Raw genomic sequence first — 17236 nt, 5'->3', positions numbered from 1 at the left:
ATTCCTCGCAAAGACAATCAAATATGAAAAAAATAATGTTCGTGCTTTTGCTTTCCATAATCGGATTTTCATCTGAGGCACAAGAAAAAAAGAGTAAAAATGCCAAGAAAGACATCGAAGTCAGAGGAAATTGCGAGATGTGCAAGAAGCGAATAGAAAAGGCTGCGTTTGGAGTTTCAGGAGTAAAATCTGCTGAATGGCATCAAGATGATCAAACTTTACACGTTATTGTAAATGAGGAAAAAGCAGACGCTTTAAAAATACAGCAGGCCGTCGCAAAAGCTGGACACGACACAAAAGATGTTCGCGCGACAGATGAAGATTACGCAAAGCTTCATACGTGTTGTTCCTACGATCGAAAATAAAAAAAAATCCGGAGTCTTAATTGGCTCCGGATTTTTTTATTCTAATTCAATTGTTTTTATTTCAGAGATTAACTTGCCATCGGCAGAAAAACCTTCGATTAAAATTTTCACTTTCTTTTGATTCATATTTGGAATTTGAAATGCAAAATGACCGTTTTCATTTGCGATAATATTTGGAATCCAATTAATTAAACCAAAATTTTTAAAACCTAAGTCCGATGTTGAATTGTAACTGACATTTTTAAAAGGCTTTATCGCTGAAAAACCTTTGGGTATTGGATAGGTTGTAATATTATTTTTATAGGAAGAATTTCGGGCACCCTTTTTCATGTATATTTTTATCACTCCAATATTATCAGGAAAGGCAGACGATCTCATGTTTGTATCTAAATATATTTCATCCACTTCACGCATTGTAATTTGCTGTAAAACATCCAAAATTGCGACTGGTATATCGTCCATGTAAATCGCGGGAGAACTTTTTCCTGTTCTAAAAGTGCCAAAATTTCGATCACTAAGAATTCTAAGCGATGTGTTTTCATTTTCTGTCGTAAAGCCATTCATTCTGATAAACTGTAAAAGCATGGCGCTGCCTTCGTTTTCAGCAATTTTAAATCCTCTCAATCTTGAATTTCCAAATCTTGTTTCATAATTGAGAGTTGGTTTGGTTGCGCCAACGATTTTCACGCTGTCTAGCATGATTGTTTTCAACTTAAATTGTGGAAAATCTATTTCGACTTTTTGTTTCTGGATTTCGCATAAACTATTTTTGAAGCGAATCGATTTGTTAAACGTTCTGCGACTGTTTAAAACTTGCGGATAATCTTTAAATTCTACCGATTTACTTCTTTCGTTAATAAAAGTAATGTTCACTTTTGTCGAATCAGTTAAAATCAAATTATTGAAAAAGAATTCATTTTTTTCGTCGATATTTCCAAAATTGGCGCTTGTTGGAGAAGTCACGATTATTTGCGCTTTTTTTGGGTCAGAAATTTTTTGATTTACAGTTCCTTTTAATGTCAATCCGTTATCAAATTCAAAAGTTTCCTTTGGAGCTGAAGTAATTATATCTTTCCAATCATATTTGAATTTGGATTGATTTAGAAGTAATAAATCAAGTTCATATTTCTTTTTTGTCGTGATTTCATTAAAGTAATATCTAGAATTTTTTGACTTCTCTAAAAGAAAAGAATTTAATAAAAAGCTTCCATAAATATCGTTTTCATTGTCAATTGATAACGATTCTTCTGGCAAGATTGAAATAGAAATGTCGCTATATTTCAAATTTAAGTTTCCAGAAAAAGAAATGCTGTCTGACGCCTTTTTAGTGGCTTGTAAATCAACTTCTAATTTTTCTTTTTGATGTTTAAAAATCATCCGTTCTGCAAGAACATTTAAATTAGAATCGATAATTCGGATGGTATTTATGCCGTCAGAAATGTTTTCGTTTTCAAAAAGAATGGTTTGCTCTTCTTGATCATTTATAAAATTTAAGTCAAGCAACGCAATTTTATCAAATTGATTGATAACAATTTTTAATGAATTGTTTCTGTATTTTTCAATGGTTTTTAAATTGGTTCTAATTTTTAAAAGTGTTTTGTCTTTAACTGAAAAGCTATTTGCGTCTAAAGCAAACCCTTCGGCAGATGCAATTGGAAGCATTTCTTCATAAGAAGTGCCATTTATAAGGAATCTAACTTTATAGATTTTTTTATTTGGGACAAATTCAAACTTGCCAAAACCAAAGTTATTTAAGTGAATTTTTTGCAAAACGATGTTTTTATCGTCGATTAAATCGCCTTCAGAAATTTGAAATGGGTTTCCGTTACAATCGCTTATTTTAATGCCGACTATGTTTTTTTGATTTTCAAGAAGAGTGCCGCCTTCTGGATTAAATTTTATAGAAACACTTGAAAAATCCGGAATTATTTCTTTTGAGTAAGATTTATCATCTTTATTAATAATCTGTATGGAATTGATTGACGACTCATCTTCTTTAAAATTTTTCATCCAATTTGTAAAAAAATGAATATAATATTTTCCAGTTGAGAACGAATTATTTAGGTCAAAATCGCTAGTAAAGCTTCCGTTACTTGAATAAAAAAGCTTTTCAGTTACTTTTTCTCCTTGCTCATTATATAAAGTAGCATAGATATTTGTGGTCATTACAGAAGGAATTCCTGTTTTGATATTGTACACAAAGCCTTTAAAGAATATTTTTTCATTGGTAAAAAATATTTTTTTCGGAAATTGAATATGTATGTTTTCTCTGTCTAATGAAAAATAACTTGAAATGTGCTTTGTGATTTCAGAGTCTTCTTGATCAGATATTTCTTGAGAGTAAGTGCAAAAAGAGGATAGTAAGAGAAATAAACAGAACAAATTTGGCTTATAAGAATTGAATTTCATTTATAAAGTTTTAGTTGGGAAATATAGGATTTTTTTTATTAATTGATTAAAATAGTTTCAAAAAAAAGACGCTTTGAAAAAAGCGTCTTTTTAGAAAATATATTTAAAATGATATTACATCATTCCCGGCATACCGCCACCCATTGGGTTTCCGCCACCGTTTTCTTCTTTAATTTCAACTAAAGCACATTCTGTAGTCAAGATCATTCCAGAAACTGAAGCTGCGTTTTCAAGCGCTACACGAGTCACTTTCTTAGGGTCGATGATTCCTGCTTTTAGCATATCAACGTATTCGTCAGTTTTAGCATTGTAACCAAAATCTCCTGAACCTTCAGCCACTTTTGCTACAACCACAGAGCCTTCAAGACCAGCGTTTTCTACGATAGTTCTCAACGGAGCTTCAACCGCGCGAGCTACGATTTGAATTCCTGTAGCTTCATCAGCATTGTCAGCTTTAATGTCTTTCAAAGCATTTTTAGCTCTTAACAAAGCGACACCTCCACCAGCAACGATTCCTTCTTCAACAGCAGCGCGAGTTGCGTGTAAAGCATCGTCAACTCTGTCTTTTTTCTCTTTCATTTCAACTTCAGAAGCAGCGCCAACATAAAGAACGGCAACACCTCCGGCTAATTTAGCCAAACGTTCTTGCAATTTCTCTCTGTCATAATCAGAAGTCGTAGTTTCCATTTGACCTTTGATTTGGTTCACTCTGTTTTTAATCAATTCTGCATCGCCAGCACCGCTAACCAATGTAGTTGTGTCTTTGTTGATTGTTACTCTTTTTGCTGTTCCAAGCATTTCTAGAGTTGCGTTTTCTAATGTGTAACCTTGCTCTTCAGCAATAACAGTTCCGCCAGTTAAGATTGCGATATCTTCTAACAAAGCTTTTCTTCTGTCTCCAAAACCTGGTGCTTTTACAGCTGCGATTTTTAACGCGCCTCTCAATTTGTTTACAACTAAAGTTGAAAGCGCTTCTCCGTCAACATCTTCTGCAATAATCAATAACGGTTTTCCTGATTGAGCAACTGGTTCCAAAATTGGAAGCAATTCTTTCAAAGAAGAAACTTTTTTGTCATATAATAAGATGTAAGGACTTTCTAATTCTGCTTCCATTTTCTCTGAATTGGTCACAAAATATGGAGAAAGATATCCTCTGTCAAATTGCATTCCTTCCACAACGTCAACGTACGTGTCAGTTCCTTTTGCTTCTTCGACAGTAATTACGCCTTCTTTTCCAACTTTTCCAAAAGCTGTTGCAATCAATTCCCCGATTACATCATCATTGTTAGCAGAAATAGACGCAACTTGTTTGATTTTATCAACGTTTGTTCCCACTTCTGTAGCTTGTTTTGCCAAGTCAGCAACGATGGCTTCAACGGCTTTATCGATACCTCTTTTTAAGTCCATTGGATTTGCTCCGGCAGCAACGTTTTTCAAGCCTTCTTTTACGATTGCTTGTGCTAAAACTGTTGCAGTTGTAGTTCCGTCTCCAGCTAAATCGTTAGTTTTTGAAGCTACTTCTTTAACCATTTGAGCACCCATATTTTCAAGTGTGTCTTGCAACTCAATTTCTTTTGCCACAGAAACACCATCTTTTGTAACTGTTGGTCCACCAAAAGATTTTCCAATAATTACATTACGACCTTTTGGTCCCAAAGTTACTTTTACTGCATTTGCCAATGCATCCACACCGCGTTTTAAACCGTCACGTGCTTCAATATCAAATTTTATTTCTTTTGCCATTTTTGTCATTGCGAGAAACGAAGCAATCGTCCTCTTATATTTAGTTATTTTATTTGTAAATGTTCAAATTTTAAAGCTTACAGCTTTTTAAATAATCGCAAGAATATCGTCCTCACGCATAATCAAATAATCTTTTCCTTCTAATTTCAATTCAGTTCCAGCATATTTTCCATAAAGTACAGAATCTCCAACTTTAACAGTCATATCGTGATCTTTGTTTCCGTTTCCAACAGCAACAACAGTTCCTTTTTGTGGTTTTTCTTTTGCAGTGTCAGGAATAAAGATTCCAGAAGCAGTTTTTGTTTCTGCAGCAGCAGGTTCCACTAATACTCTGTCTGAAAGTGGTTTAATGTTTAAAGCCATAATTAAAAATTTATATTAGGTTGTTTTTCTAAGTTTCCTTCTATTAGTCAGAAATTGTGCCAATCGCTGTTTCTGACATTTTGGGCAAAAAAAAATGCCAACACGTCAGATGTTGGCATTTAATATATATGTTGTAATGATTATTTCGTCGTGTCAGCAGCTGTTGTTGCTGGAGCTTGAGTTGTTGTAGCCGGAGCTGGAGTTGTTGCAGTTGGAGCAGCAGTTTCTGTTTTTGGAGCTGGAGCTGCGTTTCTATCAATGATTTTTGATCCGTTGTCACCAAAAGTTCCTGTGAAGCTTAAGCTAGATAATAAAATCAATACGATTAATAATGTAGCCAGAGTCCAAGTACTTTTATCAAGGAAATCAGATGTTTTTTGCACACCACCAATTTGACCGCCACCACCAAGTGTAGATGATAAACCGCCACCTTTAGGGTTTTGTACCATAATTACTACTACCAATAGAAAACAAACTATCGTGATTAAAACCAAAAAAATTGTAAATGTGCTCATTGTATTAATTATTGTTATTTTGTTGTAATAATTTTATATCTAAAATTCGGTCTGCAAAGAAATGATTTTTTTCTGGATATTTCAAAATTAATATTTCATATGCTTGAATTGCTTTCTGATATTTTTTTTGTTCGAGGTAAACTTTGGCTAAAGTTTCGGTCATAAGATAAGAGCTGTCTTGTGAATTTCGCTCTGAAACTATTGAAATTGCTGGTGTATTCTTTACCGGAGAAATTTTTGGATTCGCTTCAATGAACTTGTCAATGATGTCTAATTTTTTCTTTTTCTCTAAGTCAATTTCTAAATTTTCTTCAATTTTTTGCTCTTCAACTGGCTTTTCTTGTCTTTCAATTGGCTTAAAACTTGACAATTGCAACCATTCTTGAAACGAATGGCGTTCATTTGTTGAAAATTCTAACGGTTTTCCAATCTCTAATTTCTCCTCTAATTTTTCATCCGAAGTAATTCCATCTGCTTCTGGAACAACTTCTAAAACAGGGGAGTTTTCGGTCGTTTCAACTTCTTGAGTTGCTTCTTTTATCGAAGAAATAATTGATTGTTCTAACGGATTTACCTTTGGTTCTTCTTTTTGAATTTTTTCTTCACGGACAATTTCAAAACCTTCGACCAAAATTTCCTTAATTCTTGCTTCTTTTTCTTCGAAAAATGCTTTTTGAACCGCCGTAAAATTTTCTGAAGTAATAAATTCAAATAAAACGCTTCGGTCAGTTGTGTGAGCGGCAGTCGTTTTTAATTCGCCGTTATATTTAAAACTATTTTGATTGTACAAATTTTTCAAACGTAAAGCTCTTGCGCTCTGAAAAAATGGAAATTCATCCACAATTTTTTCCAAGACAAAGGTATGCCTGTCGCCAATGGCGTTTGGGTTGTTCAATAAAGATGTAAATTCAGTCAGGTTCAAAATATTTGGTTTTAAATTACCATTTTGCAAGCGTATCGTTGAAAATGTCTTGCGTAATTCTCAAGAAAATTTCGTCTAATGCGGTTCTTAAAACGGCGCCAACAGGTTGGGCGTTTCCGGCGTAATCATAATAAAAAGAATATCTTTTTTCAAAATCGTCTTCTTCTTTTTTGGTATTTCGATAGCGCAACATAACAGAAATTGTCAATCTGTTTTGAGCCGCTCTTTGGTCAGCGGTTGCCGTCATCGGAGCAATTCTATAATCCGTAATTTCGCCTTCATAGACCAAATCGCCACCAGAATTGGTTAAGCTCAAATTGGTTTGGTTTTGAATCAAATCTTGCAAAGCCAGCGTAAATGTTCGCTCAATTCCTGGTTCAATTAATTCTGCATTATTCTGGAAATAATTTACTTGAAACGTTTTTGCATCAATTTTTCCGGTTCCCGTAAAGTTATACACTGAACAGCTATTGAACGTCAATAACAGCAGAATCGCAGGAATTATGGTTTTAATTTTTTTCATCTTGTGACAAATATACTATAAATCGAATTGTTTGATTTTTCTATATAAAGTTCTTTCAGAAATCCCGAGTTCATCGGCGGCAGCTTTTCGTTTTCCTTTATTTTTCTCCAAAGATTTTTTGATCAGCTCAATCTCTTTTTCTTCTAATTTCAGAATTTCTTCCTCTTCAACAGTTTCTGCAAAAGTATAATTATCATCGTGTTCCTCGAAATCTTCTTCATTTTTCTTCGGATTTGATATGTACGCAACGCGAGGTTGTTCTTCAAAATCAATTTCGCTGTCGCCTTGATTGTTAGCGTTTCCGTAAATCTTCTGAATCAAATTTTTATTGGTTTCTTGCACTTTCGAGCTTCCGTTTTGCATTAATTCCATCGTCAATTTTTTCAAATCGTTTAAATCGCTTTTCATATCAAAAAGCACTTTGTATAGAATTTCTCTTTCGGTGCTGAAATCATTTTCGCTTTTCTTGTCCTTAATTACCGAAGGTAAATTACTTCCCTCAACTGGCAAATACGATTGCAAAGTCAAAGCCGAAATATCTCTGTTGGTTTCCAAAACAGAAATTTGCTCAGCCACATTTCGAAGTTGACGAATATTTCCGCTCCAGCGAAATTTCAATAAAAATTGAACGGCATTATCGTCCAATTTAATCGGAGGCATTTTATATTTATGGGCAAAATCAGAAGCAAATTTTCTAAAAAGCAAGTGAATGTCGTCTTTTCTATCACGTAATGGAGGCAACGGAATGTCAACCGTGCTCAAACGGTAATACAAATCTTCACGGAATTTTCCTTTTTCGATGGCGTCAAACATATTCACATTTGTCGCCGCCACGATTCGAACGTCTGTTTTTTGTACTTGTGAAGAACCTACTTTAATAAACTCTCCATTTTCCAAAACACGAAGCAAACGAACCTGAGTAGTCAAAGGCAATTCTCCAACTTCATCCAAGAAAATCGTACCGCCGTCGGCTACTTCAAAATAACCTTCACGTGTGGAAGTTGCTCCTGTAAAAGCGCCTTTTTCGTGACCAAAAAGTTCACTGTCGATAGTTCCTTCTGGAATGGCACCACAGTTTACGGCAATATATTTTCCGTGTTTTCTGTGTGAAAGTGAATGGATGATTTTCGGAATACTTTCTTTCCCGACACCGCTTTCTCCCACAACCAAAACCGAAATATCCGTTGGTGCAACTTGGATTGCTTTTTCAATCGCACGATTTAATTTCGGGTCGTTCCCGATGATTTCAAATCGCTGTTTTATGGCCTGAACTGATTCCATAATTTGTTTTTTAAACACAGATTTCACGAATTTTCACAGATTTAATTTCTATTAATTCGTAGAATTTATGACTTTAATTTCTTTTTTATGTCTAATGAATTAAAAAGAGTTTTTAATTCCTGATATTGGTTGTCTTCTAAATTCGATTTAATAATTGGAAAAGCTGAAAATTTATTTGGGTAAATTAAAAACCATAATTTAGTTTCCCTGATTTGATAGGTTTCACTCCAAAAGTTTTCAACTTTAAAGGTTTCTCCTTCTTGGATATAACTTTTATTTGAGAGAATAATATTTTGAGTTTCGAGATTTCTTTTGTTAGAAAGAATATTTTTTTTCATCGTTGAAAGCGTCTTGAAATAAATAAAACCCCAAACTATGCTCAGTATTAAAAGTGCCAATGTAATTTCTAAAATTTCATTATTTTGATTTTCCAGATTATTCTCTAAGCCCATTATTTGAGGAAATCTGTTAAAAAGGATAACTATTAAAACAAAGAAAGGCATAAATTTGATAAATGGTAAGCTATATAACAGATGTTTGGAAACTCTTGTCAAAGATTCCAATGTTGGTTTGTATACAATAATAATTTCCTTTTCCATATTTATATTTCTGTGCTAATCAGTGAAATCTGTGTTGAAATTTATTTTTAATTCATTTCACTATATCCCACAACTTCTCCAATCAAAGTGCCACTTGTACAACTGTTGATTTTTACATTCACAAATTCACCAATATTGTAATTCTCTCTTGGAAAAACTACGGTAATACTCTGAGAATTTCTTCCTGAAAATTGCTCTTTAGATTTTTTGGATGTTTTTTCGATTAAAACTTCAACGGTTTTTCCGATGAATTCCTCACTTCTAAACCAGCTGTGTTTTTGTTGCAAATCCACAATTTCTTGTAATCTTCTCGCTTTTGTTTCTTCCAAAACATCATCTTCCATTTTTCTTCCCGCCAAGGTTCCCGGACGTTCAGAATAGGAATACATATAACCAAAATTATATTTTACAAATTCCATCAGGCTCAATGTGTCTTGGTGGTCTTGTTCTGTTTCGGTTGGAAAACCGGCAATCATATCTTGCGAAATACTGCATTCTGGAATTATGGTTCTGATTTTTGTAATCAAGTCGAAATATTCTGCTCGAGTATGCAAACGGTTCATTTCTTTCAATATTCGGTCGCTTCCAGATTGAACCGGAAGGTGAATGTGTTTGCAAATATTTGGATATTTCGCAATGACGTGCAAAACACTTTCGTGCATATCCTGCGGATTCGACGTTGAAAAACGAATACGCATTTTCGGAAAAGTAGTTGCCACCATTTCCAATAAATTGTCAAAATTCACGGCTGTCGCTTTCTGCATATCCGATGCTTTTTCGAAATCTTTTTTCAATCCTCCACCGTACCATAAATAGCTGTCGACGTTTTGGCCTAAAAGCGTGATTTCTTTATAACCTTGATTCCAAAGATTGGTGATTTCAGTCATAATGCTTTGTGGCTCACGGCTTCTTTCGCGACCTCGCGTGAACGGAACCACACAAAACGTGCACATATTATCACAACCTCTTGTGATGGAAACAAAAGCCGTAATTCCGTTGCTGTTCAGGCGAACAGGTGAAATATCGCCATACGTTTCATCTTTCGATAAAATCACGTTGATGGCGTCATTTCCAGATTCAACTTCGGCTAGAAGATTTGGTAAATCTTTGTAAGCATCTGGTCCTACAACCAAATCCACAATTTTTTCTTCTTCCAGGAATTGGCTTTTCAAACGTTCGGCCATACAGCCCAAAACCCCGACTTTCATCTTTGGGTTGATGCGTTTTACGGCGTTGTATTTCTCCAGACGTTTCCTGATGGTCTGTTCGGCCTTGTCTCTGATGGAACAGGTGTTTACCAAAACCAAATCGGCTTCTTCAAGGATTTGGGTAGTATTGAAACCGTTTTCAGATAGGATGGAAGCCACGACTTCGCTGTCCGAAAAATTCATCGCACAGCCGTAACTCTCGATAAAAAGTTTTTTGGTATTCTCTTTTTTATGTTCTAAAACAAGACTTTCACCTTGCTTGTTCTCTTCAATTATCTTTTCCATACGTCTTCCTTCAACGGAATTTATTCGATTGGCAAATATAGAATAAATTTAAGAAATATGACAAGTTGGCAGGGTTAGATTTAACTTTTTATGATGATTTAAAGATTTTGGATGATGTGATTTCCTAACAGGTATTTCTTTTGAATTGTATAACAATAAACCTAACAGGAGAAAATACCTGTTAGGAATTGTGGCTTTAAAATCAGGCAAATTCCGTAAAATCAAGTTTTATAATTTCCCAATTTTTGTCTAACAAGCAAATTGGTTCGAAATCAGTATTTGCGATTTCAAAATTTGTAAATTGCTCTCTAATTTTAGTATAATCATCGTTGTAAGGATACCTTTTCTGGAACAAGGAAATCATTTCGTCAAGATTGATTTTATCGATGAAGTAATGCAAATCCCAAAAATCTTTTTTTCTTCCACCACGAAGAATAACGTCAAGTTTCATTGCAATAATTTCATTTGTGGTTGCCATTCTAATGCTTTCCATGATTATTGGCGGTTCTATGAAGTCGTCTGTGTAATACAAATCGATTTTTACACAGTCATTTATGGAATTACCGACTACAAAGTTGGTTCCGAAAGCTACATTTTCTAAATTTCTTGAAACACAAAATGGATATTTCAATTCTAAAAATTCTCTAATCGCTTTGTAGTCAATTGAGCCATATTCTGCGTCTGTAAATAAATCGATATCCACAGACATTCGATGACCTAATTGTAAACTTAATGAAGTTCCGCCAACTAATCTGAAAGAACTAAATAGCGGTTCATTTATGATATCTTGCAAAACACTTTCCAAAATTGGGGCTACTGTATTCCAGTATAATTTGCTCATCGTAGTTTTATTTTTGAAAGAATTTTATCGACTTCATTTTTACCATAAAAACGAATTATTTCTTCTTGTTCGTCTTTGTTTCCATAAGAGAAAATTCTTTTGATTACTGAAATTTTCATCAAGCGCCAATCTATCTTTTCAAAAGTTGTATCCCAAAATGTGATTTTATTTAATTTCGATAAATCAGGTTTGTAATTTTCATCTCTTTTTGCTTTTTTGATGTCGTGAAAAACTTGTAAGGTCATCAAGAAACCTTCTTCTAATTCTAATTTTTCTTCAATTTTCAAGGATAAATCCACGTTCATATTTCGGGTGCCTTTGATGATGGCTCCCAATGTTTGTGGATATTCATTGATAGAAAGCGCAAATTGTCTTTTGCTGATTTTGGATTTCAGCAATTCGCGTTCGATGAATTTTCCGGGGTGAACTCCTTTTAATATGTCGAGCTTAGATTTCATTATACAAATGTAAACAATTTTGTTTACATTTTTGTTCTTTGGTTCTCGATTTCTAATAGGTATTTTCTCCTGTTAGGTATTTCGAGATTTCTTTAAATGAAATCTGACAGGAGAAAATACCTGTTAGGAACTGTTGCGAAGCTTTTAGAGGATTTTTCAAAATAGTTTATACCTTAATATATATAATTTTAAAATTTTTTAAAGATTCCAATTATCGGCAATCTTGGTCCCAAAGATTCCAAAAATTAAAATGGATTCTCAAATAGCCCCGATGGTTGCCATTATCCTTTTTTGGCGGTCCCGACGCTTCGGGAGCCACAAAAGATAGTGGCATCCAGCGGGAAAATGGATGGCTGAAATTCACTGCCGATTCGCTTCTAAATAAAAACAAAAATGTTTCGGTTTTTAAGTGTTGAAAATCAGGTATTTTGAATTTAAAAAAATCTTAAAACGCAATATTTAAAAAATTCCTATACTTTTGCGACAGAAATAAAAGCATTATGGCAAAGAATTTAGTGATAGTTGAGTCGCCTGCGAAGGCAAAAACCATAGAAAAATTTTTGGGAAGCGATTACCAGGTGGAGTCCAGTTATGGGCACATTGCGGATTTGCCTTCCAAGGAAATTGGGGTGGATGTATTGAATGGTTTTACACCAAAATATGAAGTTTCCCCTGATAAAAAAGCATTGGTGACGAAACTAAAAGGACTAGCGAAAAAAGCCGAAATGGTTTGGTTGGCGAGTGATGAGGACCGCGAGGGAGAGGCCATTTCGTGGCACTTGGCGGAAGAGTTGAATTTGAAACCTGAAAAGACCAAAAGAATCGTTTTTCACGAGATTACCAAAACGGCAATTTTGAAAGCGATTGACAATCCGAGAGGAATTAACTACGACTTGGTAAATGCCCAACAAGCGAGAAGAGTCTTGGATAGATTGGTGGGATATGAACTTTCTCCAGTTCTTTGGAGAAAAATAAAAGGCGGTTTATCAGCGGGAAGAGTACAATCTGTTTCGGTTCGATTGATTGTGGAAAGAGAAAGAGAAATTCAGAATTTTAATGCTGTTGCTAGTTATTCGGTTGTGGCTGAATTTGCTAACGAAGCAGGAAAAACATTCAAGGCGAAATTGCCCAAGAATTTCAATACGAAAAAAGAGGCCGAAGATTTTTTAAATAAAAACATCGGTTCTATATATAAGGTAGCGGATTTGGAAACAAAGCCTACCAAAAAATCTCCCGCTGCTCCATTTACCACATCGACTTTGCAACAGGAAGCGGCGAGAAAATTGTATCTTCCGGTTGGAATCACGATGCAGTTAGCACAAAGATTATATGAAGCGGGTTTGATTACCTATATGAGAACGGACAGCGTGAACCTTTCGGCAGATGCTATGAATGCAGCGGAAGCTGAAATCATCAAATCATACGGGAAAGAGTTTTCTAAACCTAGAACTTTTACAACGAAAAGCAAAGGTGCTCAAGAAGCACACGAAGCGATTCGTCCGACCGATATGTCGCGTCACACTGTGAATATCGACCGAGACCAAGCGCGTTTGTATGATTTGATTTGGAAAAGAACGTTGGCTTCTCAAATGAGTGATGCTCAGTTGGAACGTACCAATGTAAAAATTGAAGCAAACAATCATAAAGAATTATTTTCAGCGACAGGAGAAGTGTTGCTTTTTGAAGGTTTCTTGAAAGTATATTTGGAAGGAAATGATGACGATGATGAAGAGCAAGAAGGCATGTTGCCTGCGATGAAAGTCAATGAGAAATTGCAAAACAATTATATTACAGCGACAGAACGATATTCAAGACCGCCGGCGAGATATACCGAAGCTTCTTTGGTTAAGAAATTGGAGGAACTTGGAATTGGCCGTCCGTCAACTTATGCTCCGACGATTTCCACGATTATCAACAGAAATTATGTTGAGAAAGGAAATTTAGAAGGAAACGAAAGAAATTATACGCAGTTGACTTTGCAGTCTGGAAAGCTTGGAGAGAAATTGCTGAAAGAAACGACAGGTTCTGATAAAGGAAAATTGGTACCGACAGATATTGGTACAATCGTTACTGATTTCTTGGTGAAGAATTTCGAAAGAATCTTGGATTATAATTTCACGGCAAAAGTGGAACAGGATTTTGACGAAATTGCCGAAGGAAATGTGAATTGGGCAAAAATGATGCAGGAATTTTACGATCAGTTTCATCCGAATGTGAAAGATGTAGAAGCAAATGCCGAAAGAGAAAGCGGTGAAAGAATTTTAGGAAAACATCCGGAATCTGGTAAAACGGTTTTGGTTCGTTTGGGGAAATTCGGAGCAATGGCGCAAATTGGGGATAGCGAAGACGAAGAAAAGAAATTTGCAAGTTTGCGTCCGGAGCAAAATATTGGAACAATTACTTTAGAAGAAGCCTTGAATTTGTTTTTGCTTCCAAAAGCATTAGGAACTTATCAAGGAGAAGAAGTTGAAGTGAGTTTGGGACGTTTTGGTCCGTTTATTAGATTCGGGAAAGTGTTTGTTTCGCTTCCAAAAGGAGAAGAACCATTGGATGTGGATTTTGAAAGGGCTAAAGTTTTAATTGATGAAAAAATTCAAGCTGATGCACCAATTGCAGTTTATAAAGGCGAAGGTGTTCAAAAAGGAACTGGCAGATTTGGTCCTTTTATAAAATGGAACGGAATTTTTATTAATGTTGCTAAAAAATATAATTTTGACAACCTTTCTCAAAGTGATATCGAAGAATTAATTGAAGATAAAATTCAGAAAAACATTGATAAGGTAATTCATAATTGGGAAGAAGAAGGAATTTTGGTTCAAAAAGCCCGTTGGGGAAGAAGTGAAATTACAAAAGGAAAAATCAAGATTGAATTAAGCAAAGATGTCGATGCGACAAAATTGACCTTGGCAGAAGTTCAAGAAATGATTGCAAAGAAAACACCTGCAAAGAAAACGGCAGCGAAAAAAACTACAGCAACTAAAAAACCAGCTGCAAAAAAAGCAGTTACCAAAAAGAAATAATATATGGAGTTTGATTTCCTGTCGCCCTTAGATGATGAAATCTTAGAATTTATAAACGGCCTTTCTTCTCAAAATCTGGGAAGTAAGGTTGTTTTGCATACGAGCAAAGATTTTCCGGATTTGAATAAAATCAAACTCGCTATTATTGGCGTAAAGGAAAATCGCGGTGCACACACTGAAGTTGAAAATACAAAGTTGAGTCATATTCGAAAAGAATTGTATGGATTATTTCCGGGCAACTGGGAAGCTTCTATTGCCGATTTGGGAAATATCTTGGCTGGAAACGATATTGACGACACGTATTTCGCTTTGCGTAAGGTCGTTGCTTCGTTGTTAAAGATGAAAATCATCCCAATTGTAATTGGTGGTTCTCAAGATTTAACTTATCCGTTGTATCGCGCGTATGATGACTTGGAACAAATGGTAAATTTGGTTTCGATTGATAATAAGTTTGATTTTGGAGATGCGAGCAAACCGCTTTCTGCGAATTCGTACCTCACAAAAATGATTATCGAGGAGCCAAACAACCTTTTTAATTATAGTAATTTGGGCTACCAAACCTATTATAATTCGCAAGAAGAGATCGATTTGGTAGAAAAATTATTTTTTGATGCGTATCGACTTGGAGAAGTATCCAATAATATATCGATTGCGGAGCCAGTATTTAGAGATGCCGACATTGTAAGTGTAGATTTAACATCTGTAAAATCTTGTGATTCCGGTAATTTTATTACATTTACACCCAACGGATTTAACGGTAAAGAGATATGTTCTTTATCAAGATATGCAGGGATCAGTGATAAAGTTTCAATATTTGGCATTTTTAATCACAATAATTCAAAGCAAGAAGCCGTTTTGATTGCCCAAATCATCTGGTATTTTATTGAAGGGTTTCACTACCGATCAAATGAATATCCTTTTGGAAGCAGAGAAAGCTATTTAAAGTACATTGTTCCGTTAGAGGATGAAGAGTTAATTTTCTTCAAAAGCAATAAAACTGATCGTTGGTGGATAGAGATACCATTTATTTCAAATGTTAATAATAAACTAAAAAGAAATACGTTATTACCATGCACACACGATGATTATTTAGGCGCTTGTTCTAGCGAAATCCCTGAGAGATGGTGGAAGGCACAAAGAAAAAACATAATTTAGTATGCGTACCCTGTAAATTATTTAACGTAATTTTAATTTAATGTTACAGTTTAATTAAGGATTTTTAATAAAAAAATTGTTTTTTAGAAAAATAATAAATAGGTTTACGCCCTTAAAAAATAAGAATATATCATAACCCAAATTTATATGAAGAAGTTCATTGCATTTGCAGCATTAGCGTCAATATTGTCTAGCTGTGGTTCGAGCGATAAAGGGGAATTAGTAGGTGTTAAAGGTCGTAAGTGGCATCCAGAGAAGCCATATGGTATGACTTTGGTTCCAGGCGGTGCCTTTATTATGGGTAAATCAGACGATGATTTGGCTAACGTACAAGATGCTCCAACGAAAACAGTTACCGTTCGTTCCTTTTATATGGATGAAACTGAAATTACAAACAGCGAGTACAAGGAGTTCGTGAAATGGGTAAAAGATTCAACAATCAGAATGCGTCTTGCAATCATGGCTGAAGAAATGGGTCAGACTGCTGGAAGCGGCGGAATTGGAGACTTTGCTTTTGACGATACAGATCCGGCAACAATGTCTGCTTACGACAAGTATATGTATGAAAATTACTATAGCTTAGGAAGCGGGGATGATCCTTATGCAGGAAGAAAGCTGAACAACAAAATTAAATTGATCACTGATCCACAGAAATACCCAGATGAGTATTATGTTGAGGTAATGGATTCAATGTATTTGCCAGTTGCTGAGTCTTATAATGGTTTAAGAACTATTGATGTTTCTAAATTGAAATTTAGATATTCTGAAGCTAACTTAAACGAAGCTGTAAAAACAAAAGGAAGAAAAGATTTCTATAAGAAAACTGAGCCGATTGCAATTTATCCTGATACAACAGTTTGGATTAAAGATTTTGCTTATTCTTATAATGAGCCAATGCATAATGATTATTTATGGCACCAAGCTTATGACGATTATCCTGTAGTGGGAGTTAGTTGGAAACAAGCTAAAGCTTTCTGTGCTTGGAGGACCCTTAAGAAAAATGCTTACTTGAAAAAGAAAAAAGGTAGAAATCAAGTTAACTCTTTCCGTCTTCCAACAGAAGCTGAATGGGAGTATGCTGCAAGAGGTGGTTTAGAGTCAGGAACTTTCCCATGGGGTGGTCCTTATGCTAAAAACGACAGAGGTTGTTTCTTGGCAAACTTTAAACCAAACAGAGGAGATTACGCAGCTGATGGTGCTTTATACACAGTTGAAGCTAAATCATACGATCCAAACGATTATAACTTATATAATATGTCTGGTAACGTAGCTGAGTGGACAAATTCTGCTTATGATGCAGGTTCTTACGAATTTGTTTCAACAATGAATCCAAATGTTCCGGATGCTAAAAACCAACGTAAAGTAACACGTGGTGGTTCTTGGAAAGATGTTGCTTATTTCTTGCAAGTAAGTACAAGAGATTTTGAATATGCAGATTCTGCAAGAAGCTTTATCGGTTTCAGAACTGTTCAAGATTACATGGGAACCCAAAATACTGGAAACAGATAAAAATTTAACCAACTTTATATTTATTTATATTACTATTTAC

Annotated in this window: 15 protein-coding genes; 4 read left to right on the top strand and 11 right to left on the bottom strand. The window is 35.0% G+C overall.

The window, feature by feature from the left end; translation table 11 throughout:
- Nucleotides 1–23 precede the first annotated feature (23 nt).
- Nucleotides 24–365, top strand: a complete 342-nt coding sequence (locus ACFPVY_RS09890; protein WP_379791824.1) for a heavy-metal-associated domain-containing protein — start codon at nt 24–26, stop codon at nt 363–365.
- A 36-nt stretch (nt 366–401) separates the two neighbouring features.
- On the opposite strand, the gene ACFPVY_RS09885 is transcribed toward ACFPVY_RS09890, so the two are convergent.
- The 11 genes from ACFPVY_RS09885 to ACFPVY_RS09835 form a co-directional block, all read right to left on the bottom strand.
- The gene (locus tag ACFPVY_RS09885; RefSeq protein WP_379791823.1) at nt 402–2774 is read right to left on the bottom strand and encodes a hypothetical protein; all 2373 of its coding nucleotides are present in this window, start codon (nt 2772–2774) and stop codon (nt 402–404) included.
- A gap of 114 nt (nt 2775–2888) precedes the next feature.
- The gene (groL, locus tag ACFPVY_RS09880) at nt 2889–4517 is read right to left on the bottom strand and encodes a chaperonin GroEL (protein WP_379791822.1); all 1629 of its coding nucleotides are present in this window, start codon (nt 4515–4517) and stop codon (nt 2889–2891) included.
- Nucleotides 4518–4604: 87 nt separating this feature from the next.
- A complete protein-coding gene (locus ACFPVY_RS09875; RefSeq protein WP_125011468.1) occupies nt 4605–4880 on the bottom strand; it encodes a co-chaperone GroES in 276 nt (91 codons plus the stop codon).
- 140 nt (nt 4881–5020) lie between these two features.
- Entirely contained in the window at nt 5021–5395 is a 375-nt protein-coding gene (gene secG, locus ACFPVY_RS09870; RefSeq protein ID WP_379791821.1) for a preprotein translocase subunit SecG, read from the bottom strand.
- Between the two features lie 4 nt (nt 5396–5399).
- Nucleotides 5400–6317 (bottom strand): tetratricopeptide repeat protein, encoded by a 918-nt coding sequence (locus ACFPVY_RS09865; protein WP_379791820.1) that lies wholly within the window; start codon nt 6315–6317, stop codon nt 5400–5402.
- A 16-nt stretch (nt 6318–6333) separates the two neighbouring features.
- Nucleotides 6334–6840: an LPS assembly lipoprotein LptE gene (gene lptE, locus ACFPVY_RS09860; protein WP_379791819.1), complete on the bottom strand. Its 507-nt coding sequence runs from the start codon at nt 6838–6840 to the stop codon at nt 6334–6336.
- 15 nt (nt 6841–6855) lie between these two features.
- A complete protein-coding gene (locus ACFPVY_RS09855; protein WP_379791818.1) occupies nt 6856–8121 on the bottom strand; it encodes a sigma 54-interacting transcriptional regulator in 1266 nt (421 codons plus the stop codon).
- Nucleotides 8122–8186: 65 nt separating this feature from the next.
- On the bottom strand, nt 8187–8720 hold the full coding sequence (locus ACFPVY_RS09850) for a hypothetical protein (RefSeq protein WP_379791817.1): 534 nt from the start codon (nt 8718–8720) through the stop codon (nt 8187–8189).
- A 47-nt stretch (nt 8721–8767) separates the two neighbouring features.
- Complete coding sequence (miaB, locus tag ACFPVY_RS09845) at nt 8768–10213, bottom strand: tRNA (N6-isopentenyl adenosine(37)-C2)-methylthiotransferase MiaB (protein ID WP_379791816.1); 1446 nt, start codon at nt 10211–10213, stop codon at nt 8768–8770.
- Between the two features lie 202 nt (nt 10214–10415).
- A complete protein-coding gene (locus ACFPVY_RS09840; RefSeq protein ID WP_379791815.1) occupies nt 10416–11054 on the bottom strand; it encodes a nucleotidyl transferase AbiEii/AbiGii toxin family protein in 639 nt (212 codons plus the stop codon).
- Entirely contained in the window at nt 11051–11512 is a 462-nt protein-coding gene (locus ACFPVY_RS09835) for a helix-turn-helix transcriptional regulator (protein ID WP_379791814.1), read from the bottom strand. The genes ACFPVY_RS09840 and ACFPVY_RS09835 overlap by 4 nt, the downstream gene beginning before the upstream one ends.
- Nucleotides 11513–12012: 500 nt before the next feature.
- Here ACFPVY_RS09835 and topA point away from each other — a divergent pair, with 500 nt between their 5' ends.
- The 3 genes from topA (at nt 12013) to porK (ending at nt 17196) form a co-directional block, all read left to right on the top strand.
- Nucleotides 12013–14532, top strand: coding sequence for a type I DNA topoisomerase (topA, locus tag ACFPVY_RS09830; protein ID WP_379791813.1), 2520 nt, complete (start codon nt 12013–12015; stop codon nt 14530–14532).
- Nucleotides 14533–14535: 3 nt separating this feature from the next.
- Nucleotides 14536–15687: a formimidoylglutamase gene (locus ACFPVY_RS09825; protein WP_379791812.1), complete on the top strand. Its 1152-nt coding sequence runs from the start codon at nt 14536–14538 to the stop codon at nt 15685–15687.
- 147 nt (nt 15688–15834) lie between these two features.
- Nucleotides 15835–17196, top strand: coding sequence for a T9SS ring complex lipoprotein PorK/GldK (porK, locus tag ACFPVY_RS09820; protein WP_379791811.1), 1362 nt, complete (start codon nt 15835–15837; stop codon nt 17194–17196).
- Nucleotides 17197–17236: the final 40 nt, after the last annotated feature.

The organism is Flavobacterium qiangtangense, from assembly GCF_042658345.1.
GTDB classification, from domain to species: Bacteria; Bacteroidota; Bacteroidia; order Flavobacteriales; family Flavobacteriaceae; genus Flavobacterium; species Flavobacterium qiangtangense.
Note: the sequence above shows the minus strand (reverse complement) of the source record. Positions and strands in the feature narration are given on the sequence as shown.